The sequence below is a fragment of the Yimella sp. NH-Cas1 genome, assembly GCF_022359705.1.
Taxonomy (GTDB): Bacteria; Actinomycetota; Actinomycetes; order Actinomycetales; family Dermatophilaceae; genus Yimella; species Yimella lutea.
Genome location: NZ_JAKSGG010000003.1, coordinates 1462009 through 1482303, shown reverse-complemented (window position 1 = coordinate 1482303; position 20295 = coordinate 1462009). Strand labels below are relative to the sequence as shown.

At 66.3% G+C, this 20295-nt stretch carries 22 protein-coding genes; 13 read left to right on the top strand and 9 right to left on the bottom strand.

The genetic code is table 11. From position 1 onward, the window contains the following. The first annotated feature begins 35 nt into the window (after positions 1-35). Positions 36-1421, top strand: coding sequence for an FAD-linked oxidase C-terminal domain-containing protein (locus MF407_RS07445; RefSeq protein ID WP_239701907.1), 1386 nt, complete (start codon positions 36-38; stop codon positions 1419-1421). A 55-nt stretch (positions 1422-1476) separates the two neighbouring features. Further along, a complete protein-coding gene (locus MF407_RS07440; protein ID WP_239701906.1) occupies positions 1477-2259 on the top strand; it encodes a class III extradiol ring-cleavage dioxygenase in 783 nt (260 codons plus the stop codon). A 19-nt stretch (positions 2260-2278) separates the two neighbouring features. Here MF407_RS07440 and MF407_RS07435 read toward each other — a convergent pair whose 3' ends face one another. Further along, on the bottom strand, positions 2279-3079 hold the full coding sequence (locus MF407_RS07435; protein WP_239701905.1) for an SDR family NAD(P)-dependent oxidoreductase: 801 nt from the start codon (positions 3077-3079) through the stop codon (positions 2279-2281). Positions 3080-3279: 200 nt separating this feature from the next. Here MF407_RS07435 and MF407_RS07430 point away from each other — a divergent pair, with 200 nt between their 5' ends. After that, the gene (locus MF407_RS07430) at positions 3280-3507 is read left to right on the top strand and encodes a hypothetical protein (RefSeq protein WP_239701904.1); all 228 of its coding nucleotides are present in this window, start codon (positions 3280-3282) and stop codon (positions 3505-3507) included. Between the two features lie 24 nt (positions 3508-3531). Here MF407_RS07430 and MF407_RS07425 read toward each other — a convergent pair whose 3' ends face one another. Together MF407_RS07425 and MF407_RS07420 are read right to left on the bottom strand one after the other, a co-directional pair. Next, entirely contained in the window at positions 3532-4368 is an 837-nt protein-coding gene (locus MF407_RS07425) for a pseudouridine synthase (RefSeq protein ID WP_239701903.1), read from the bottom strand. A 120-nt stretch (positions 4369-4488) separates the two neighbouring features. Further along, positions 4489-5580: an RsmD family RNA methyltransferase gene (locus MF407_RS07420; RefSeq protein ID WP_239701902.1), complete on the bottom strand. Its 1092-nt coding sequence runs from the start codon at positions 5578-5580 to the stop codon at positions 4489-4491. Positions 5581-5701: 121 nt separating this feature from the next. Between MF407_RS07420 and MF407_RS07415 the strand changes: the two genes are divergently transcribed. After that, positions 5702-5872, top strand: coding sequence for a hypothetical protein (locus tag MF407_RS07415; RefSeq protein ID WP_239701901.1), 171 nt, complete (start codon positions 5702-5704; stop codon positions 5870-5872). A gap of 2 nt (positions 5873-5874) precedes the next feature. On the opposite strand, the gene MF407_RS07410 is transcribed toward MF407_RS07415, so the two are convergent. Continuing rightward, entirely contained in the window at positions 5875-6192 is a 318-nt protein-coding gene (locus tag MF407_RS07410) for a putative quinol monooxygenase (RefSeq protein ID WP_129623840.1), read from the bottom strand. A 300-nt stretch (positions 6193-6492) separates the two neighbouring features. On the opposite strand from MF407_RS07410, the gene MF407_RS07405 reads away from it, so the two are divergent. Then, a complete protein-coding gene (locus MF407_RS07405) occupies positions 6493-7176 on the top strand; it encodes a lysophospholipid acyltransferase family protein (RefSeq protein ID WP_129623839.1) in 684 nt (227 codons plus the stop codon). Between the two features lie 184 nt (positions 7177-7360). Here MF407_RS07405 and MF407_RS07400 read toward each other — a convergent pair whose 3' ends face one another. Then, positions 7361-9739 carry an ATP-dependent DNA ligase gene (locus MF407_RS07400; protein WP_239701900.1) on the bottom strand — a complete coding sequence of 793 codons (2379 nt, stop codon included), beginning with the start codon at positions 9737-9739 and terminating at the stop codon, positions 7361-7363. Between the two features lie 106 nt (positions 9740-9845). On the opposite strand from MF407_RS07400, the gene MF407_RS07395 reads away from it, so the two are divergent. Next, complete coding sequence (locus MF407_RS07395; RefSeq protein WP_239701899.1) at positions 9846-10847, top strand: TIGR03557 family F420-dependent LLM class oxidoreductase; 1002 nt, start codon at positions 9846-9848, stop codon at positions 10845-10847. A gap of 53 nt (positions 10848-10900) precedes the next feature. On the opposite strand, the gene MF407_RS07390 is transcribed toward MF407_RS07395, so the two are convergent. Then, positions 10901-11740 carry an alpha/beta hydrolase gene (locus MF407_RS07390; protein ID WP_239701898.1) on the bottom strand — a complete coding sequence of 280 codons (840 nt, stop codon included), beginning with the start codon at positions 11738-11740 and terminating at the stop codon, positions 10901-10903. A gap of 109 nt (positions 11741-11849) precedes the next feature. Between MF407_RS07390 and MF407_RS07385 the strand changes: the two genes are divergently transcribed. The 5 genes from MF407_RS07385 (at position 11850) to MF407_RS07365 (ending at position 16596) form a co-directional block, all read left to right on the top strand. Then, positions 11850-12365, top strand: a complete 516-nt coding sequence (locus MF407_RS07385; protein WP_239701897.1) for a PadR family transcriptional regulator — start codon at positions 11850-11852, stop codon at positions 12363-12365. Continuing rightward, entirely contained in the window at positions 12362-13039 is a 678-nt protein-coding gene (locus MF407_RS07380) for an ABC transporter ATP-binding protein (protein ID WP_239701896.1), read from the top strand. Before MF407_RS07385 ends, MF407_RS07380 begins: the two co-directional genes overlap by 4 nt. A gap of 77 nt (positions 13040-13116) precedes the next feature. After that, on the top strand, positions 13117-14877 hold the full coding sequence (locus MF407_RS07375) for a hypothetical protein (RefSeq protein WP_239701895.1): 1761 nt from the start codon (positions 13117-13119) through the stop codon (positions 14875-14877). Positions 14878-15018: 141 nt separating this feature from the next. After that, positions 15019-15282: a hypothetical protein gene (locus MF407_RS07370; RefSeq protein WP_141928519.1), complete on the top strand. Its 264-nt coding sequence runs from the start codon at positions 15019-15021 to the stop codon at positions 15280-15282. 78 nt (positions 15283-15360) lie between these two features. Then, complete coding sequence (locus tag MF407_RS07365) at positions 15361-16596, top strand: APC family permease (protein ID WP_239701894.1); 1236 nt, start codon at positions 15361-15363, stop codon at positions 16594-16596. A gap of 69 nt (positions 16597-16665) precedes the next feature. Here the strand turns inward: MF407_RS07365 and MF407_RS07360 are convergent, their stop codons facing one another. Genes MF407_RS07360 through MF407_RS07350 form a run of 3 tightly spaced genes read right to left on the bottom strand, consistent with a single transcriptional unit; the run spans position 16666 to position 18670 of the window. Beyond that, entirely contained in the window at positions 16666-17292 is a 627-nt protein-coding gene (locus tag MF407_RS07360) for a DUF3618 domain-containing protein (RefSeq protein ID WP_239701893.1), read from the bottom strand. Then, positions 17289-17852: a phage holin family protein gene (locus MF407_RS07355; RefSeq protein ID WP_115921869.1), complete on the bottom strand. Its 564-nt coding sequence runs from the start codon at positions 17850-17852 to the stop codon at positions 17289-17291. The genes MF407_RS07360 and MF407_RS07355 overlap by 4 nt, the downstream gene beginning before the upstream one ends. Beyond that, complete coding sequence (locus MF407_RS07350; protein ID WP_239701892.1) at positions 17852-18670, bottom strand: hypothetical protein; 819 nt, start codon at positions 18668-18670, stop codon at positions 17852-17854. Before MF407_RS07350 ends, MF407_RS07355 begins: the two co-directional genes overlap by 1 nt. A 285-nt stretch (positions 18671-18955) precedes the next feature. On the opposite strand from MF407_RS07350, the gene gntA reads away from it, so the two are divergent. Both gntA and MF407_RS07340 read left to right on the top strand, forming a co-directional pair. After that, positions 18956-19618 (top strand): guanitoxin biosynthesis heme-dependent pre-guanitoxin N-hydroxylase GntA, encoded by a 663-nt coding sequence (gene gntA / locus MF407_RS07345; protein ID WP_239701891.1) that lies wholly within the window; start codon positions 18956-18958, stop codon positions 19616-19618. Beyond that, positions 19615-20292, top strand: coding sequence for an urea carboxylase-associated family protein (locus tag MF407_RS07340; protein WP_239701890.1), 678 nt, complete (start codon positions 19615-19617; stop codon positions 20290-20292). The genes gntA and MF407_RS07340 overlap by 4 nt, the downstream gene beginning before the upstream one ends. The last annotated feature ends 3 nt before the right edge of the window (positions 20293-20295 follow it).

Here is a 20295-nt window from a genome sequence, read left to right as displayed (position 1 = left end):
TAGGGTGAGGGCGGAATCGAATCCAGGAGGTCACGATGAGCGCGAGCCGAGAAGCGCAGGCCGGTGTGGTCGAGGAACTGACCGATGAACTGGGCGCCGACGTGGTGCGCACCAGCGACGAGCAGCGCGAGGCCTACCGTTACGACTGGGCCCGTGACCCGGACGCGGTGTTGCCGTTGGCGGTTGTGCTGCCTCGGAACGTCGAACAGGTGCAGGCGACGATGCGATGGGCCACGCGGCACGGAGTATTCGTGATTCCGCGCGGCGCCGGCTCCGGCTTGTCCGGTGGTGCGAGTGCCCAGGCCGGCAGCATCGTGCTCTGCCTCGAACGGATGACCGCGATCGAGGTCGATCCGGCCACCCGAACCGCACGCGCGCAGGCGGGCGCGCTGAACGCCTCCGTCAAGCAGGCCGCTGCCGAACACGGTCTGTGGTACCCGCCGGACCCGTCGTCCTTCCAGATCTCCACCATCGGCGGCAACGTCGCGACCAATGCCGGCGGCCTGTGCTGTGTGAAGTACGGGGTCACCGTCGACTACGTGCTGGGTCTGCAGGTGGTGCTGGCCGACGGTCGGCTCATCACCCTCGGCGGCCCGCGACTGAAGGACGTCGCCGGTCTGCCGCTGATCAAGTTGCTGGTCGGCAGCGAGGGCACCCTCGGCATCGTCACCGAGGTGTTGTGTCGCCTGGTGCCGAAACTGCCCGAACCCGCGACGTTGGTCGCCACCTTCGCGACGCTGACGGACGCGGCTCGAGCGGTGGTCGCCACCTGCGCGACCAGTCGTCCCTCGATGGTCGAACTCATCGACAACGCCTCGATCAACGCGGTCGAGGACTATCGAGCGATGGGCCTCGACCGCGCGGCCGGCGCGATGCTGCTCATCCAGTCGGACGCCGCCGGCGAGTCGCGCGCCCTCGAACTCGCGGCCGCGCGCGCGGCGTGCGAAGAAGCGTCCGCGACCGAGATCTTCGAGACCGACGACCCGGACGAAGGCGCGATGTTCGTCGAAGCACGACGCGCGGTGTTCCCGGCCCTCGAACGGCTCGGTGCCTACATGCTGGAGGACGTCGGAGCACCGGTGCCGCTGCTGCCCGAACTCGTCGGGGGAGTGGCCGACATCGCGGCAGAGCACGATCTGCTGATCGCTGTGGTGGCTCACGCGGGTGACGGCAACACCCATCCGGTCATCGTGTACGACGCGTCGAACGAGGATGAAAAGCGGCGCGCTGCAACGGCTTTCACCCAGATCATGGAGTTGGCGCTCTCGCTCGGAGGAACGATCACCGGCGAGCACGGAGTCGGGCGGCTCAAGCAGCCGTTGCTGTCGCGCCAGCTCGGTGAGGACGTGATGGGTCTGCAACACGCGATCCGGAAGGTCTGGGATCCGCAGGGCCTGCTCAATCCCGGCGCGGGGTACTGAACGGCTCTGCGGTGTAGTAGTTGATAGATCAACAAAAACTGCCTACGCTGTATCCATGAGCGAACGTATGCCGGTGATCTATCTGTCCCATGGTGCGCCGCCGCTCGCCGACGACCGCACATGGGCGAGCGAGCTGTCCGCGTGGTCCACGAGGCTGCCCACCCCACGCAACGTGCTGATCGTCTCGGCGCACTGGGAGAACAGCCCGATCACGGTGTCTTCGACCACCGGTGCACCACTGACTTACGACTTCTGGGGCTTCGACCCGAAGTACTACGAGGTGACCTACCACCCGCCGGCCGCGGACGAACTCGCCGCCTCGGTGGCCCGCAATGTCGCCGATCTCGGTCCCGTCTTCCAGGACCAGGATCGCGGACTCGATCACGGTGCCTACGTGCCGATGGTCGAGATGTACCCCGACGCCGAGGTGCCGGTTCTGCAGGTCTCCCTGCCGACGCTCGACCCACGCAGCCTGTTCGACTTCGGCCGCAAGCTGTCGACACTGCGCGACGAAGGCACTCTCATCGTCGGCTCCGGGTTCACCACCCACAACCTGCGGTGGTTCCACCCGTCCGAACCGGCGGACGCCCCTGCCCCGACGCCATCTCGCGAGTTCGACCACTGGGCGGCCGAGCGCGTGGGCGCCGGGGACGTCGACGCCATCCTCGACTGGGAGTCCAAGGCGCCCGCGGCCCGTGAGGCGCACCCGCGCTCGGAGCACTGGGCACCGCTGTTCGTCGCCCTCGGCGCGGGCTCCGTCGATGGTGCGGTCAGCGGGAGCAGTGAGATCGACGGGTTCTGGTACGGACTGAGCAAACGATCGTGGAGTTTCGCCTGAGCCGAGGTCTGCGCTGCGGTCAGTCGGCGAGCAAGGACGCCTGGTAACGACGCATTCCGCGCAGCCAGCGCTCGTGATCCGACGTCTTCTGTCGCATCATCTCAAGCACCTGGGCGTGCGGCAGGATCAGGAATCGCTGCGCCGCAACGGCTTCCAGCACCTCCTGCGCAACCGTGTCGGGCGTCAGCACGTCTCCCGCCGACAGCACGGCGTTGGTGGCCGCCATTCCGAGCCGGTCGCCACTGTCGCGACCGGCGTACAGGATCGCGGTCTCGACTCCCATGGGGCACAGGCAGCTGACTCCGACGCCCTGATCGCCGAAGGTGATGCTGAGCCACTCCGCGTAAGCGACTGCAGCGTGTTTGGTGACTGTGTAGGTGGCCGATCCGATCTGGGTGAGCAGGCCTGCCGCGGAAGCCGTGCTGACGAAGTAGCCGGATCCGGCCTCCACCCAGCGGGGGACCAGGCGCTGTGCCGCCCGGATATGAGCGCGGGTGTTGACCTCGAAGCTGTGGTCCCACTGCTGCTCGGTGACCTCGAGTCCGCTGGCCCCGATCACGCCGGCGTTCGCGAAGTAGAGGTGGACGTCGCCGAAGCGGTCGTCGGCCACGCCGATCAACTCGTCGATCACACCGGGATCGGCCACATCACCGGTGACGGCAACTGCGCTGTCGCCCAATTCTTCTGCGACGTCCTGCACGGTGGGGGACAGGTCGGCGAGCACGACCCGTGCACCGCCTCCCACCAGCGCTCGTCCGAGTGCGGCGCCGATGCCTGCGCCCGCTCCGGTGACGATCGCCACCTTGCCGTCGATGTCCACGAGATCTCCTGGGGGTTGTCGTCGATGGTGCAGTGGTCGAGTCCTGATTCAAGCTCATCAGTCCTGGCGATGCGCGGCAGTCCCGCCGAATCAGACTGCCGTCAGGGTAGCGCGAGCACTTGTCTTGAACACTTGCGCAAATTGGACGCCTCCGGAGAGCGGAAGCCGCTACCCGGTCAGACGCGCTGGCCGGCCGGATCGTGCATATCGGCAACGGCGCCGAGGAGACCACGATCGCCGACCTGGCCGCACTGGTGGTCGGGGTAATCGGATCCGGCGGAGCCCGCGAGCCGCGTCCGGTGCCGGTGGGCTCGGTGGTGCGACCTTGCCCCGACGTGCAGTTGCTGGAACAGGCGACCGGGTTCGGTCCGAAGGTCGACCTCGCCGAGGGTGTCCGCCGCTCCGGGGAGTGGTACCGAAAGGCGTGAGATCTGCTTGTCCCGCGCTCAACGTCAAGACGAGACTCCGCAGACGGGGAGCCGGCGGCCACTTCGGTGGCTGACCGGCTCCTTCGTCACCGGGTCGACGAACTCGATGGTGGCTGCGAGCAACTGCAGTGGGGTGCTGAAGTCGTTCCGCGCGACCTGCAGCTGCCGGGCGTACAGCGGGTCACCGATGATCGGTGCACCGAGGTGGCTCATCGTCGCCCGCAGTTGATGCGTCCGTCCGGTGACCGGCCGTAGCTCGTACAGAGCGTCGTCGCCACGGTGTTCGACCCGTCGGATCCTGGTGTAGGAGTTGGGTTCCGGGTGGGCAACCTCGACACGGGTTGCGTGCTCGCCGTGCACCTTCGTCAGGTGCAGGTACACATCGGTGGTTTGTTCGAAGTCCTCCAGCGCGGGCGCCAGTGCGAGGTAGGTCTTGACGACTCTTCGGGTGGCGAACAACTCCTGGTAGGGGCCACGCCACCGCGGGTCCTTGGTCAGCACCAGCACGCCGCTGGTCAACCGGTCGAGCCGATGAGCCGGACTGAGCAACGGCAGATCGAGTTCGTCTCGCAATCGTGCAACGGCGGTCTGGACGATGTGGATGCCGCGAGGCATCGTCGCCAGGAACGGTGGCTTGTCGACGACCAGGATCCGCTCGTCCTCGTGGATGACCGGGATCCCGAACGGTACGACCGGCTCGGGTGCGAACTCCCGCCGGACGAACACCACCCGTCCGGCGACGTAGGGCGTGGAGCGACCGACCTGCGTACCGTCGGCTTCTGCGACATCTCCCGCGTCGAGCTTGGCATCGACCTTGTCCGGCGTGAGCGCTGACAGACGTTCGACGAGGTGATCACGCACCGTTGTCCAAGAATAATTGTGCGGCAGCGATATTCGCATCGCGTCGATGCCGTGTTCTTGTGGAAACGGTGATCGTGGACGGTGGCGGCGACTACGACTCATGAATGACCCACTGCCGGATCATGTACGGCTCAGCTGCACCAGCACCTCGTGGTGACTGCTCTGCGGAAACATGTGGAACACCCGTGCTCGGTCGACGCCGAACGACGGCAGCAGAACGAGATCCGTCGCCAGGGTGCGTGAATTGCAACTGGAGTAGACGAGGTGACGGGTGCCCGAGTGCTCGAGCCATTTGCAGACGTCCGGGCCGATGCCCCGTCGGGGTGGGTTCACGACGACGACGTCCGCCGCGGGCGCCGCAGCGACAGCTTCGAACGCGTCCCCCGCCACGAAGGTGAATCTGGATGTCGCACCCGCGGACTCGAGTTCGGCGGCCGTGCGCCGAGCACTGATGATTGCGTCCGGGGACAGTTCCGCTCCGAACACCTCCCGCACGCCTTGACCGGCAGCGGTCAACCCGAACCCGCCCACACCGCAGAACAGATCCAGCAGGACCGCGGGAGTGAGATCGCCGATCCAGTCCGATGCCTGTGCGTACAGCTGAGTGGCGACGAATGTGTTCGTCTGGAAGAAGCTCGCCGGGCGCAGGTGCAGTCTGACCTCGCCCATCCGCATCGGGAGGGTGTCGTGCTCGGTGAGGACGATCTCCTGCGCACCCTCCATCACCGCACGATGATCGGGCAGCAGGTTCACCGACACGACCCTCGTGCCAGGAACGTGCTTGTGCAGCAACGGAATTGCTCGTTCCACCTTGCCCAGTTGTCCGGTGGAGCGCAGCACGAACCGGATCATGAACTCGCCGTCGGGGGAGTGGGTGACGATGAGATTCTTCAGCTCGCCGTTGCGGCTCGGGACGTCGTACGGCGTGAGCTCCGCTTCGGCGAGGACCTCCCTCAGCAACGGCAGCGCGTCGGCCAAGGCGGGTTGGTACAGACCGCACCCGGTGAGATCGATGCCGTTGCCGTGGTCGTCGAGGATGCCGAGGCTCGGTTCGCCGCGGCGTCCACCGACCACCAGCTTCGCCTTGTTCCGAAAACCCGACTCGGGTCCGGTCGCGGGTGGCAGCCATTGATCGGCTCGGACGTGCTCGACAAGAGTCCTCGCGACGAGGTCGTCGCCGTCGTGGACCTGCTGCGGGTACGGCACATTCATGAACGTGCACGACCGGCACTCGTGCCGATCGAAGTACCCACAACGCATGGGGTCGAGGATAGGCGGACGCAAAACGCGGCCCGGGATCGCTCCCGGACCGCGCCAATCGTGCATCTCAGACGTGCTGCGCCTGCTTGCGCGGCTGGTCGTGGTGATCACCGTCGTACGCGTGACCGTGGTGGTCGTCGTCGAGCACGGTGGTCTCGTCGAACGGGTCCTCACCGGTCAGTGCCCGCTTCGTCTGCGCCTTGTCCAGACCACCGGTCCATTGACCGACCCGATCAGGATATGAACTCAGTCCACCGACATCTCGCCGAGCTTGCTCCACCCCTCGACCTTCGTGTTCACGATGTCCGGGGTGCGCTGCAGGTACTTCGGCAACTCGGCGGTGGCCTTCTTGAAGTGGTCGCTCTGCACGTGCTTCGCGCCGGCGTCGTCGTCCTCGAACGCTTCGATGAGGATGTACTCGTTCGGGTCGTCGAGGCACCGCGACCAGCGGAAGAACAGGCAGCCGTCCTCGGCGTTGCACGCCTCGGTGAACTCCTTCGCCAGCTGCGGCCAGTCGTCGGCGTGCTCGGGCTTCACTGGGAACTTGGCGGTGATGAAGATCAAGGCGTCTCCTTGGGTCGTTTCAGGTACGGGTCCAGCCTCTCAAACGGCAGGACGGGACGGCAGGTAGGTGCAACGCTGATTTGTAAAGGACTCAAGCAGATCGTCGATAGCGTAGCAACGTGTTCCAAGGGACTTGTTTCTCCTCACGTTCTCGCGGGCGGCGCGGGAGCGGGGCTTACGCCGGAAGGAAAGTTCTCGCCATGGTTTGTCTCGGGTGTCGTTCTACTGATCGTCGGACTGTCGGTGTTCACCCGAGCCGTCATGGTGTTCTTCAGCGATAAATGAGGCTGGGAGGGCGTGATGGGACAGAAGAAGCCGCTGCTGCTGCGCGCCAAGGACGCGGCGGGGTTCGCGCTGGTCTGGTCGCTCGCGAAAGTCGCCCACCGCGTGCGGTACACCCGGTCCGACGACATCCCGGGCGAAGGCCCGGTGATCATCGTCGCGAACCACATGACGATGAGTGAGCCACTCGCCGTTGCTCGAATGGTGATCGGACACAGTCGTTTTCCGCACTTCCTCGCGATGCGTGAGGTGTTCTCCTGGCCGGTGGTCGGGTGGCTCGCCCGGGCGACCGGTCAGATTCCCGTCGCACGCGGATCCGCGAACGCCGCCGCAGCTCTGGACGAGGCCGGGCGCCGTCTCGACCTCGGGCAGGTCGTGGTGCTCTACCCCGAGGGACGGCTGACCACCGAACCCGATCGGATGCCGGGCCCGGCCCGAACAGGCGCTGCGCGGCTCGCATTGAAGCATCCCGAAGCGCCGGTCTTCCCGGTCGGGCTCTGGGGCCCGAAGCAGGGGACCGAGCACCTCTGGCACCGCCACTCGGCCCACTTCAGCGTCGGGCCGCGGATCGACCTGAGCGTGTTCGCCGGACGGACCGACGACCAGGCGGCGCGTGAAGCGACCGACCTGATCATGGCTGCCATCCGCACCGAGGTGCTCAACGCGAAGGCCCAGCACGCCGTCCGGCACGACGAGAGGTAGCGGTTCAGCCCCGTCGCATCCAGCTGCGGCGATCCTCCGATCGGGGGTCGTGGACGACAGCGGAGTCGTCCGCACAACGCATGACGCTGCGAGTGTCCGGTTCGTAGGCCGGCCATTGCGGTGCGTCCCCCTTCGAGAAACCGACCTCTCGGGCCTGTACCTGATGCCCGGGCTTGCGTGCAGTTCAGCCATCCTCCCTGACCACGTCCTGCGGGTTCTTGTCCGGACGCCAGCCGCGCCAGGCGGGGTGGCGCAGCCGGTCGGTGACTGTCCACTCACCGAAAGTCACCTCACCGACCTCGCTGGGTCGCACCCACTTGGCATCCTTGGCGTCGGCGCGAGGCACGTCGTCGAGCGCGGGAGTCTTGCGTTCCAGTCGCTCCAGGCGCTTCTTGATCTCGGCCAACTGCTTGGCGTTGAACCCGGTGCCGACACGTCCGACGTAGGTGAGTCCGTCGTCCCCGTTGACGGCCAAGAGCAACGAGCCGATCGTGTTCGCACGACTGCCCGCACCGGGTTTCCAACCGACGACGATCACCTCCTGCATTCGCTGGTTCTTGATCTTCAACCACGTCCCCGCGCGCTTGCCCTGCTGATAAACGCCGTCGATGGTCTTGGCGATCATCCCTTCGAGTTTCAGGTCCTTGCTGACCTTCAACGCTGCCTCTGCGTCCGAACCCAAAGTCACTGGCAGGTGGATGTATTCGCCGTCCAGCGTGAGTGCTTCCAGTGCCTTTCGACGCTCCGAGTACGGCGTCCGGAGCAGGGATTCGCCGTCGAGGTACAGCAGATCGAACACCATGTAGTGCGCCTTCGATCCACCCGCACCGTGATTCTGCAGGCTGCCGAAATTTGACCTGCCGTCCTCGTCGAGCGCGACGATCTCGCCGTCGAGCACCGCGGTGTGGCCATCGAGGAGCGAACCCAGTTCGGCGAGTTCGGGATAGGTGCGCGTGAAATCCTTGCCGTTGCGGCTGCGCAGCGACGCCTGACCGCCGGTGACCTCGGCGATCGCGCGGTAGCCGTCCCATTTCGTCTCGAACACCCAGTCACGTGAGCCGAGGTCGTCGACCGAACCGACACTCGCGAGCATCGCCTCGAAGCGCGGCAACTTCTGGTCGGTCGTGGAATCGGAGGTGCCGGTCGCGGCCTGGCTGTCGGCTGGTTCGAGCTCCATGCGGTGCATCAGCCAGTTCTTGTCGTCGCCGCCCATCTTGGTATGGATGATCGCGAACTTCACCGGCTCTCCGCCCAGGCCTCCGTCGGGACGCCCGTGCAGGACAGCGATCACTTCCTTGTCATCGCGCCACTTCTCGCACTCGTAGGTGCCGGCGTCCCAGATCTTCACCTCACCGCCGCCGTACTGACCCTGCGGGATCGTGCCCTCGAAGCTGCCGTACTCCAGCGGATGGTCCTCGGTCATGACCGCGAGGTGGTTCTCCTTCGGGTCGTCCGGTGGCCCCTTGGGCACCGCCCACGACACCAGCACGCCGTCCCGTTCGAGCCGGAAGTCGTAGTGCAGGCGGCTGGCGTGATGCTCCTGGATGACGAACGAATGTCCTTCGCCGGCAACGGGGGACGCCTCGGGCACCGGTTCCGGTGTCTTGGCCTGATCCCGCATGCTCCGGTACTTCGTCAACCGATCCTTTGCGGTGCGCGAGACGCGTTCGTCCTTGTCCAGCAGCACTTGCATCGGATCGCCGATGGAGGCAAGACGCTGCAGAACCTGCGTCGGCGTGAGTTGCTCCAGGGAGGCGGTGAGTTCGTTCCACTCGCGAGGGACAGCGACATACGGGTGATCCCGTCCGCGCAAGGAGTACGGCGCGACAGCCGTCTTGTTGCCGTTGTTCTCGCTCCAGTCGATGAGCACCCGGCCGCCGCGAACGTCCTTGCGCATGTTGCTGACCACCAGATCCGGGTGCTCTTTCTCCAGAGCCTCGGCGAGCGCCTTGGCCACCTCGGTGACCTGTGCTGCCGTGTGCTTGCCGTCCAATCCGGCGTACAGGTGAATACCCTTGCTGCCGCTGGTGACCGGCACCGACGTCAGCTTCATTCCGTCCAGCAGTTCCTTGCAGAGGTGGGCGACCTCGATGCACTTTGCGATGCCGGCACCCTCGCCCGGGTCGAGGTCGAGAATCATCCGGTCAGGGTTCTGATGCCCGCCGCGCGGACCGACCTTCCACTGCGGGACGTGGATCTCCAGACTCGCCAGCTGGGCCAGCCAGACCAAGGTGGCTTCGTCGTCGACAAGTGGGTAGGTCGACGCGCGATGGCGATGTTCCAAGGACACCGTGGCGACCCAGTCCGGCGTCGACGCGGGATCGAGGTTCTTGTGGAAGAACGCGTCCCTCGGCTCGTCAGCTGTACCCACACCGTCGACCCAGCGCTTGCGTGTCGCCGGTCGGCGCGACGCATGCGCGACGAACCACGGGGCCACCTGGCGGTAGTAGTCGATGACGTCGCTCTTGGTCGTGCCGGTCTCGGGGTACATCACCTTGTCGAGGTTGGTCACCTTGATCTCGTGACCGCCGACCTCGATCGCGGTCTGTTCGCTCTTGGCCATGTCGTCAGTCTGGCCACTTGCGAAGCTCGGCGGTCACGAAACCGTCACCCGACGTCCGTGCGGTGCCAGTCTGTTCACACCGACCACGACCGACGGAGGCATTGCAATGAAGCGCATCGGTTACTTCCTTTCGTGCGAGGAGTATTCACCCGAGCAGTTGATCGAGCAGGCACGTCTGGCGCAGGCGGCCGGGTTCGACGCGCTGTGGATCAGCGATCACTTCCACCCGTGGACCGATGCGCAGGGCGAGTCGCCGTTCGTGTGGTCGATGATCGGTGCCATCAGCCAGGTCTGTGATCTACCGATCACGACGGCGGTCACCTGCCCGACGGTTCGGATCCATCCCGCGATCATCGCCCAGGCAGCAGCCACCAGTGCCCTGCTCACCGGCGGGCGCTTCACCCTCGGTGTGGGCAGTGGCGAGGCGCTCAACGAGCACATCCTGGGCGACGTCTGGCCGCACGCCGACGTCCGGCTGGACATGCTGGAGGAGGCCGTGGGCCTCATCCGCGAGTTGTGGACCGACGAGGTGGTGTCACACGAGGGGCCGTACTACACGGTCGACACCGCCCGCATCTATTCCGTGCCGGACAGCCCGCCGCCGATCTACGTGAGTGCGTTCGGTCCGAAGGCGCTCGAGCTCGCGAGCCGCATCGGCGACGGATTCATCACCACGCAGCCCGATGCGGAAAGCGTGAAGAAGTTCCGGAAGGCAAAGGGCGCGAAGGCGCCGACGCAGGCGGGCTTCAAGGTGGCGTGGGGCAAGAACCGGGACGCCGCGATCGATGCCGCCTTCGGGATCTGGCCCAACGCGGGCGTGCCGGGGGAGTTGTCCCAGGTGCTGCCGAGTCCGAAGCACTTCGAGCAGGCTGCGGAGTTGGTGACCCGGGAGAAGTTCGCCGAGAACGGCGCGTTCGGTCCCGATGCCCGCGAGCACGTCCAGGCGTTCGAGCCGTTCGTCGACGCCGGCTTCGACGACATCTACGTCGCGAACATGGGGCCGGACTATCGAGAGATGATCAAGGCGTACGGCACCGATGTATTGCCCGAACTGCGCCGGAAGCGTTCGCCGAAGAAGGCATCTGCGGCCAAGGACGAGAAGAAGTAGGGGGAGCCCATGGCCGAAGCCCCCTGAGTCGGGTGGGTGTGCGGTCCAGCCTCTCACGGGTGCCCGCGGCGAGCGGTGAACGCGGCGACGATCGCGACCAGGTCGCCTGGCATCTGTTGCGGGAGGCCGTGCGCGCCGTCAGGCACGGTGACGACGTCGCCGTTCGCTGCCGCGGCCAGTTCGTCGCACCATCTGTGACTGGAGACCCGGTCGGCGGAACCACGCACGACGAGCACTCGTGTGTGGACGTCGTTCATGACGTCGGACGCCGGGCGTCCGGCTTCGGTGTTGAATCCGGCGAGCACCCGAGGGTTCGAGCGGAGGTAGTCGAACGCGGCCTGAGCGAAGACCCGCGGTGCCTCGGCCGGAACGCCCTTCACCAACGCGCCGACATGGTTTCGCATCCTGGGCCACCGATCATCCGGCGAGGGGGAGACCAGGATGATCGAAGTGGCGAGGTCGGCGCGCTGCGCCGCGAGGCGGGCCGCGGTGATGGCCCCGAGGGAATGGCCCACGACGTCGACCGGACCGCGCTCGAGGTGGTCGAGCCAGGCCGCCAGATGCTGCGCCTGGGCGTCGGCGTCCATCCGGTGCGGCAATCGCGCGCTTCGTCCGCAACCGGGCGGATCGATCACCAGAATCGGTCGATCGAGTGGGTGCCGGTCGAGGAACCAACGGAAGGCGTGCCACGACATCGACAGGCCGGGGATCAATACCAGCGGACGCGTGTGGGGTCGACCGGGTCGCTCCACCCAGGCGGTCATGACGCCATTCACCGGTTCGCGCCGACGAGTCAGCCCGTCGTCACGGATTCGCTTGGTGGGCAATGGGATCGGCATCAGCGTGAGTCTGTCACGCATCCCGTCAAGGCGCTCGGCGACGGGCTTCGACATCCTGCGCACCGATTGAACGGCGCCAGGGAAAGCGGTGATGGCGACACGCGCAGCGGGCACGTTGTGCTGAAACAGCACTGAGTAACTAAACGGAGTGTACATTCTCATCATGAGCGTTCCGATGGCCATCTTGGCCCTGTTGTCCCCTGCGCCGAACCATGGTTTCGCCCTGAAGCAGCAATACGACGAGTTGCTCGGACAGGAGCGCGAAGTCAAAGCAGCACAGGTGTATTCCACTCTGGCCCGGTTGGAACGGGACGGCTATTGCGCCGGTATGGGCTTCGAGAAGGGCACGGCTGCGGACCGTCGTATGTTCGCCATCACGGACACCGGTGTGTCCACCGTGCAGCAGTGGATTCGTACCCCATCGATCCCGGGTGGGCGACCGAGCGAGGTTTTCAGCAAGGTCATCCTGGCCATCGTTGCAGGTGAGGACGGCGACGCCGTGTTGGATGCTCACCGCGAGTTGTACCTCACTCGGATGCGCGAGGTCACTGCGCGCCGCCACGAGGCTGATCCGATACGGCGGTTGGCCGGTGATTACGAACTGGCACATCTGCGAGCCGATCTCGAATGGATCGACATCGCTGGCACGCGCCTGTCCCGACTGGAGAACGAACTGTGAAACTGCTTTCAGGGCGAGGCCTGCGACTGCGCCTGGGCACCACCGAGGTGTTGCGCGACGTCGACTTCTCGCTCACCGAGGGCGAGATGGTCTCGATCATGGGTCCGAGCGGGTCGGGCAAGTCGACACTTCTGCATGTTCTCGCCGGCATCCTTGCACCGGACGTAGGCGAGGTCACCTTGCTGGAACGTCCCCTCAGCTCGCTGTCCGAGTCCAAAAGAAGTGCGATTCGCCTGCGGCGTATGGGCTTCGTCTTCCAGTTCGGCGACCTCATCCCAGAACTGACCATGGTCGAGAACGTCATGCTGCCGCTGCAGTTGTTGGGAGCCTCACGCGCGCAGGCGCGGACTCGCGCCATGGAACTCATGACCGAGTTGGGGGTCGATGATGTCGCGGATGGTTCGGCGGGGACCGTGTCAGGAGGACAATCCCAGCGGGTGGCCGTCGCTCGAGCACTCGTGCACCGGCCGGCGATCGTCTTCGCCGACGAACCGACAGGTGCGCTCGACACCGTCGCCGGACAAGTCGTGATGGACAGCCTGGTTCACACCGCGACCGAGCACGGCGCTGCCATCGTGCTGGTGACCCACGACGTCCGGGTGGCGTCGTACGCCCACCGGAATGTCACCCTGCGGGACGGGGCGATCGCGAATCCCACGGCGGTGCCGGCATGACAGCCGTGCGACTCGGGCTTCGACTCGCGCTACGTGCCGGCTGGGCGCGAATGGTGACAGTGTCGGCTTGCACAGCGTTGAGTGTCTGGGTCCTTGCGTTGTGCCTGGACTTCCCCGGGGCAGTCCACGGCGTGGGGGAGTACGTCGACCGCGATGATCGGATCGCCTACCGCTTGCTCTGCACGTCAATGGGTCTGCCGGTCGTGGTCCTCATCGCGACAGTCGCACGGTTGAGCAGTGAGACGCGAGATCGGCGGTTGGCTGCCTTGCGGCTCATGGGCTTGGGGGCCGGGCGTGCCGGTTTGGTCGCGGCGGCCGAAACGGCAGCCCTGGTCGCACCGGGCACGGCGGGCGGCCTTGTTGCGTACCTCCTGACTCGCGAGCCCATCGAGCTTCATGGAGTGCGGCGTGGTTGGATCCAGCGGGTACCGGAGATTCCGTGGGCACTGATCCTGGTTGCGGCGTTGCTCACCGTCGCTCTGACGTCGTTCACCGCCGCGCGGCCCGCCGCCAGGGGAGCGTCTCAAGCACTGGTGCAGAGCCGTTCCGTTCAACCCCGATCGATCCCCCGTTGGGGTCTGACGGTGTTCGTGATCGGCCTGGTGGCAGCCCTGTGGGGCGGGCGCACGGACCACGCCGACCCTCAGGACGCGGCCATCTGGCCGGTCTTCGTGGGTCTCATCGGATGCGGTGTCGGACTGGTCGCCGCAGGCGCTGCTCTCACCGAACTGGTCGGGCGTGGTCTACAGCGCCTACCCGGGACCACCGCGCCTTTCGCCGCCGCGAGGATGAGGGCGGACCGGCCCGCAACCGGTCGAGCGATCGGAGGACTCGTCATCGCGACCTTCGTGGCCACGGTGGGACTGAGCACCTTCACCATCTTCACCCGCACTCCGCAGTACGTCGATGCCCAGTGGACGCTGCGGCACCCGACGTCCCAACTCGAGTCCGTGGGCGCAGCGAACGTGGCCCCTGTCGTCGCCCATGTCAGAACTCAGCCAGGGGTGACCGGTGCCTCACCGGCGTGGTCGCATTGGGACGGTGCAGGCATGGCTGTGTCCTGCGCAACCCTGCGCCGAGTCGCCCGGGTCTCCGGCTGCTCGGACGTTCGGCCTTGGGTAGCCATCCTCGACGGCAGTAGCACTGCGTCGATGACTCCGAAGACCCTGAGATTCGCCGACCGACCGATACGGGTGACGCCGACGGCCGGCCATCGAGTCAGTTTCCCGGACGTCGTCGCGGGCGGGAACGGTCCGGACTGGAGCCCGGGCGGGCACGGTACGAGTCACCTCAGCAGCGTGATGGTGGTTCCACCGTCGGTGGTGCAAGCCGCAGGCATCGCACCCGACTCGGTCATCGTGTCCGTGGCAGCGGGCAGGCACGCCTACTCCTTGAGGCACGGCGACGTCCCGACGTCCGTGTCGGACTGGCAGAACTACGACAAGGTGCAGGGGTACGAGCGGATGATGTGGCTCCTGATCGGCGTCGTGATGAGTCTGGGACTGCTCACTGTTGTCGTGGCGGTCCTCGACCGCATGGTGGAGCGACGACGGCGAGTGAGTTCGCTGCGCATGATGGGAACCCCCGTGTCGATGATCCGGAACGCGCAGTTCTTGGGTGTGCTGCTTCCGCTACTCGTGGCCGTTCTGCTCGCAGTGTTCGCCGGTGCGGCTGTGGGCCGCGCCTACTTGGCGCTCGGTTCGGCAACCGGCTTCCTGCCGATCTCGCGAATGGTCGGACTGACTGCAGCGTCGTCGATGGGCGCAATCGGCGTCGCCGCGCTGACGGTGCCGGGGCTCGCGCGCCCGCTCACTGCAGATCTGTTACGTCGGGAGTGACCGCGGCGTGAGCGGCGTCACCGGCCGTCCTTCCCGGGAAACCTGATCCTCCACCTGATCGGGGGTGGTATGGCGGCCATCCACATGCAAACGTGGCCGCACCCGGGCGGACTCCCGTTCGCCCTTACCGAGGAGGTTCTCATGACCGACCAGACCGGCAAGCCGAACGACTCCGAGCAGGACGCTGCGACCGATGCAGCGCAGAACGTCGTCGACGACGTGACGTCATACGAATACAGCGGCGATAAGGACCGCATCGAACACAAGCTGGACGAGGGCCTGGACCAGGCCGGTGTCGAACTCGACTCGGCCGAGAAGAAGCGCGTGGTGCAGGACATCGACGCGCTCAAGGACGATGAGGGTGCCGGCACCCCGGACGTCGAGCGGGCACGTCCCAAGGAGTGATTGCGCGGCCCCACGGCGCGGGTTCCGTCATCCTCGTACCGTGAGTGTCCCTTGGACCAATCGCGTCGAAGGCGTGCGATGACGGCATCCGCACCGCTTGCCCGGCGCTTGGGCACGGCAGATGCGGTGGTCGTCGGACTGTCGGCCATGCTCGGCGCCGGTGTGTTCTCCGCGTACGCGCCCGCGGCCGCGTCCGCAGGTTCGCTGCTGCTGGTCGCTCTCGCGATCGCGGCCTTCGTCGCCTTCTGCAACGCCGTCGCGTCGGCGCAGCTCGCCGCGGCGTATCCCTCGTCGGGCGGCACCTACCTGTTCGGACGCGAGGTGTTGGGGCCTTGGTGGGGGTTCGTCGCAGGGTGGGGTTTCGTCATCGGGAAGACGGCGTCCTGTGCCGCGATGGCGATGACGTTCGCGTACTACCTCTTCCCCGACACCTCAGTGCTGCAACGACTTTCAGCCGCTGTAGCCGTAGTGACCCTCACTGCTCTGAACCTGCGGGGCATCACCCGGACTGCGGTCGCCGCGAAGGTGCTGGTGCCCATCACCGTCCTGGTGCTTGTGTTCTTCGTGGTGCTGGTGGGTACCCGTGAGAGCGTCGTGCCGAACGCCGCCCTTGCGTCCGCCGGGCCCTACGGAGTGCTCCAGGCAGCGGGTCTGCTGTTCTTCGCGTTCGCCGGGTACGCGCGGATCGCGACCCTCTCCGAGGAGGTACGCCGCCCGGAGATGATCGGTCGCGCCATCCTCATCGCTTTCGCAGTGGGGGTCACGTTGTACGCGGTGATCGGCGTGGTGTCGGTGAAGGTGCTCGGGTCATCCCTTGCTGCGGCGGATGCTCCGTTGATGAGCGCGGTGGACGCCGTCGGCGCCTCGTGGGCCGGCCCGATCGTGCGTTGCGGTGCCGTTGCCGCCAGCCTGGGAGCGCTTCTCGCGCTGATCGCAGGGGTTTCCCGGACGATGCTCGCGATGGCGCGCGAGCGTGATCTTCCGAGTCCTTTCGCCAGGGTCGACGAGCGGCACCAGGTCCCTGCTGCCGCGCAGATCGCGGTGGGGGTCGTCGTGGTGCTGCTGGTGCTGCTCGCCGACCTGCGGGGAGCCATCGGCTTCTCGTCGTTCGGGGTGCTCACCTACTACTTCGTGACCAACGCATCCGCTTTTCGTCAGCCTTGCAAACAACGGCGTTGGCCGCGTGCATTCAACATCCTCGGCATGGCGGGCTGCGCCGTGCTGGTGGCCACCCTGCCCTGGCAAGCGGTCGCACTCGGCGCCCTGGTGCTCGCCGGCGGCGTGCTCGGACGTGCTGCCCTGCGTCGCCCATGACGGCAGCCCTGACGACACCGAGGGCCCACCACCTCGCAGTGACGGGCCCTCGGTCTCGGCTGAGTTCGATCAGGTCAGCGACGTGTCGTCACGCTGCTGGTGCTGTTGAACGTTGTCCTTCGACTCCTGGGCGCTGTCCTTGACGTCCGTAGCGGCCTGCTGGCCTTCGGACTTCACTGTCTGGGCAGCGTCCTGGGCGGTCTGCTTGACGCTTTCGACTGCGTCCTGCGCCGGCTCCTTGAGGTTCTGAGCCGACTCCTTCGCGAGAGACTGCGCTTCGGACACGACGGGCTGCGCCTTTTCCTTGGCCTGCTGTGCCAGGTCGCGTTCCTTCTGCGACGCCGGCATCAGCGAGCCGACGAGCCAGCCTGCGCCCAACGCGATGAGCCCAGCGGCCAGGGGGTTGCCCTGGGCCTTGCGCTTTGCCTGCTGGGGAAGCTCACCGGCGCGGTCGCCGACATGCGAGACACGATCGCCCACGCCCGGACCGTTGCCGGTGTGCTCGTCGCGGAAGTCCTCTGCAGTGCCCATGACCTTGTCCTTCAATCCGGCGGCGGTGCCCGTCACCTTGTCGACCTGGCGGCGGGCGATGTTGCCCGGCGTCACGGCCTCACCAAGGGCGTTGACGTTCTGACTGAGGTTGGAGCGCGTCTGCTGGATTTCCTGACGCAGCTGCTCCGGGTCGTTGTTGCTCATCGGTTGTTCCCCTCATTTCCCTGGAGCGCATCGGGGACCCGCTTGGCGGTGTCGACGGTGCGCGGCATTCCTTTGACGTTCTTGAGCTGTCCCTTGCCCATCGAGGCGAGGATGGCGGCGATGACACCCCAGATGAGGGCGACGATCACCGCGGACCAACCGAGGTTGTCCATGAGATCTCCGAGCGCCCACCACAGGGCGATCGACAGGAAGAACAACGCGTAGTGCACGGCGGCGCCGGCACCCGCGAGCATTCCCGCGCCCTTGCCGGCCTGAGACGCGGACTGCTGGACTTCGGCCTTGGCGAGCGCGACCTCCTGCCGCATGAGCGTGGACATATCCTCGGTGATCTCGCCGATGATGGCGCCGATCGAGGAAACCTCGCCTTTCTCATGCGTGCCGTGTGCACTACGCAGCGGCTCGGCCGGCGGGATTGCGTCAGTCACGTTCTCGTACTGACGGTTGGAGTCGGCAGGACCGTTTCCGTATCCGCTCCCGTACCCGCCGGCACCCTGGCCGGCAGCGTGCGATCCGGTGCCGTTGTCAGGACCGACTGACATCAGCGCAGGTCTTCCGGACGACGCGGCGTGCCATTGCCGAACTGCTGGCCGGGCTCGACCCGAACACCGTCGACGTACTGCTCCGGCTGGTAGCCGGGGACACCTTCGACGTACTCGGCGTACTGCGGGGCGTCGTGCACATTGTCGGCGTACTGCTCGCCGATGCCGTACTGGCCTGCGGGCGGTGCGTAGCCGGTGGGCTGGTGCGACTGCGGGCGACCGGCGACATACCGGTTCTGACCCGGACCGCCCTGGCCGTAGGAGTCACCGGAGTCGTCGCGCGCCTCATCGGCGATGCCGCGGGTCATCCGACCGGCCACCAAGCCCACGAGTGCGGCTGCGGCCAGGAAGGTGCCCGGACGCTGACGAGCGAAGCGCTTGACCTCATCGACGACGTCGCCCGGCTCACGGTTCTCCATCCAGTTGGCCGCGTCCCGGGCCCGGGTCGACGCCTGACGGGCCAGGTCGGACGCGACGCCGGACTGCTCGCTGCCCTTCGACATTCCGTCGAGTTCGTCTGCGAGAGAGGTGAGTCCGCTCGCCAGGCGCTGCTGCTGCCCGGAGCTCTGACCGCCGAACTCGCTCTTCAACTGATCGATCAGCGTCTTCAACTGGTCGGTGGCCTCGTGCAGGACCTCACCTGCCTGCTGCTGGGCGGTGCCTGCAACATCGGACGCGGACGACTTGGCGTCCTGCGCGACGGACTTGGCCTCACCGGAGGCGACGTCCTTGGTGGGGTTGGGCTGGTCGAGATCGGCTCGGCCCTCCGTGTACTTGATGTCGTGCTGGGGGTTTCCCGGCAGTTCGTGGTCTGACATACCTCGTCCTGACTGTGAGGAGTGTGGGTCCTGAACGCGCGGCAGCGTTCGCCGTGACGTGTCAGCGAAGTGCGTGTGGTCGCACGCATGACCCGGAACGTCTTCGACGGTATGGCTCCCAGGGTGGCTGAAACGGGCTGGCGGTTGTCGGAAAGACGGCGATCGGCGAATTTCACCCCAACGGGGGGTGGATGCAATCGCTCAGATCACGTGCTGCGCGGGACAGACTGGCGGGCGCATCGGTCGAACGCGACCGAACCGTACTCGAAGGCGCAGGTGCACACGATGTCCACGACCCATGAATCAGACCGACTGACAGATCTGGCCGACATGGTCGCGGAGCCCGAATATCCCTGTCTGGGAGCGAGATCGGTCTTCCGGCGGGACAACGTCACCAGTGTCCATCTGACTGAACTGGCAGATCCTGCCAGTGTCCGCAACCTCGGTGAGGCGCTTGCCGCCTACGGACGGTCCGCGGATCCGACCGGACCGTTCCAGTCCTTCATTGCCATCTTCGAGGGACCGGTCATCGACGACGAACGTGCTTTCGAGGATCTGCTCTGGCGCACGCTGCAGCAGTTGCACGACGGGGACGACCTGCCCTGGGCGCGCGGCGTCGGAGCCGACCCGGATGCGGCTCACTTCGCGTTCTCCTACGCCGGCGTGGCGTACTTCGTCGTGGGGCTGCACCCGAACTCCTCCAGAGTGGCGCGTCGCGCGCCGAGGCCCTGTCTGGTGTTCAACCTGCACGAGCAGTTCGAGCTGCTTCGCGAGCAGGGTGGCTTCGAACGGATGCGTGACCTGATCAGGGCACGCGATCGAGCCCTGCAAGGATCGGTGAATCCGATGGCGGTCGACCATGGCGACTCCTCCGAAGCACGGCAGTACTCGGGTCGCGCCGTCGAACCCGACTGGCACGCACCCTTCGTCCCCCAGGAGACCCGATGACGACGCAGCACGTTCGTCCGCGCACCCCGAGCCCTGACGCGCACGTGTCGTATGCCGGAGGGCCGCACACCCCGGCGCCCGGCTTCGAGCGCATCGCGCCACAGACAGGTGTCGGATTCGTCCTGCGAGCGGGGGAGATGCTCACGATCGTTGACCCGTGCGGGGAACAGGTGAGTGACTTCTTCGCCTTCGGTGCAGACGACCACGACGAGTGGTTCTCCACCGGCCGTACCACCGACTACAAGAACTCGATCTACGTCGGTCCGGGAGATCGCCTGTACAGCAACCGTTCTCGGGTCATGGCGACGATCGTCGAGGACACTGTCGGTGTGCACGACATGACGCTCACGCCGTGCAGCCAGGACACGTTCGACCTGCTCTATCCGGAGTTCGAGGGTGCCGAACACCCGAGCTGCTTCGCGAACCTCGTCGGCGCGTTCGACGCGTTCGACATCTCGTCCGACCGCATCTCCACGACGCTGAACGTGTTCATGGACGTATGGACCGACCTCGACGGCGAACTGCACATCGACCCGCCGCCCACCAAGCCAGGCGACCGACTGACGCTGCGCGCCGAGATGGATCTCGTGGTGGGCCTGACCGCATGCTCGGCGGAGAAGTCGAACAACGGCAACTGCACCCCGATCGACTACCGCATCGACCGGCCCTGCTGACCT

Coding starts and splice junctions, on each gene's coding strand:
- MF407_RS07445 (WP_239701907.1), top strand. CDS start 36: ATGAGCGCGAGCCGAGAAGCGCAGGCCGGTGTGGTCGAGGAACTGACC.
- MF407_RS07440 (WP_239701906.1), top strand. CDS start 1,477: ATGAGCGAACGTATGCCGGTGATCTATCTGTCCCATGGTGCGCCGCCG.
- MF407_RS07420 (WP_239701902.1), bottom strand. CDS start 5,580: ATGAATGTGCCGTACCCGCAGCAGGTCCACGACGGCGACGACCTCGTC.
- MF407_RS07405 (WP_129623839.1), top strand. CDS start 6,493: ATGGGACAGAAGAAGCCGCTGCTGCTGCGCGCCAAGGACGCGGCGGGG.
- MF407_RS07400 (WP_239701900.1), bottom strand. CDS start 9,739: ATGGCCAAGAGCGAACAGACCGCGATCGAGGTCGGCGGTCACGAGATC.
- MF407_RS07395 (WP_239701899.1), top strand. CDS start 9,846: ATGAAGCGCATCGGTTACTTCCTTTCGTGCGAGGAGTATTCACCCGAG.
- MF407_RS07390 (WP_239701898.1), bottom strand. CDS start 11,740: ATGTCGAAGCCCGTCGCCGAGCGCCTTGACGGGATGCGTGACAGACTC.
- MF407_RS07385 (WP_239701897.1), top strand. CDS start 11,850: ATGAGCGTTCCGATGGCCATCTTGGCCCTGTTGTCCCCTGCGCCGAAC.
- MF407_RS07370 (WP_141928519.1), top strand. CDS start 15,019: ATGACCGACCAGACCGGCAAGCCGAACGACTCCGAGCAGGACGCTGCG.
- MF407_RS07365 (WP_239701894.1), top strand. CDS start 15,361: ATGACGGCATCCGCACCGCTTGCCCGGCGCTTGGGCACGGCAGATGCG.
- MF407_RS07360 (WP_239701893.1), bottom strand. CDS start 17,292: ATGAGCAACAACGACCCGGAGCAGCTGCGTCAGGAAATCCAGCAGACG.
- MF407_RS07355 (WP_115921869.1), bottom strand. CDS start 17,852: ATGTCAGTCGGTCCTGACAACGGCACCGGATCGCACGCTGCCGGCCAG.
- MF407_RS07350 (WP_239701892.1), bottom strand. CDS start 18,670: ATGTCAGACCACGAACTGCCGGGAAACCCCCAGCACGACATCAAGTAC.
- gntA (WP_239701891.1), top strand. CDS start 18,956: ATGTCCACGACCCATGAATCAGACCGACTGACAGATCTGGCCGACATG.
- MF407_RS07340 (WP_239701890.1), top strand. CDS start 19,615: ATGACGACGCAGCACGTTCGTCCGCGCACCCCGAGCCCTGACGCGCAC.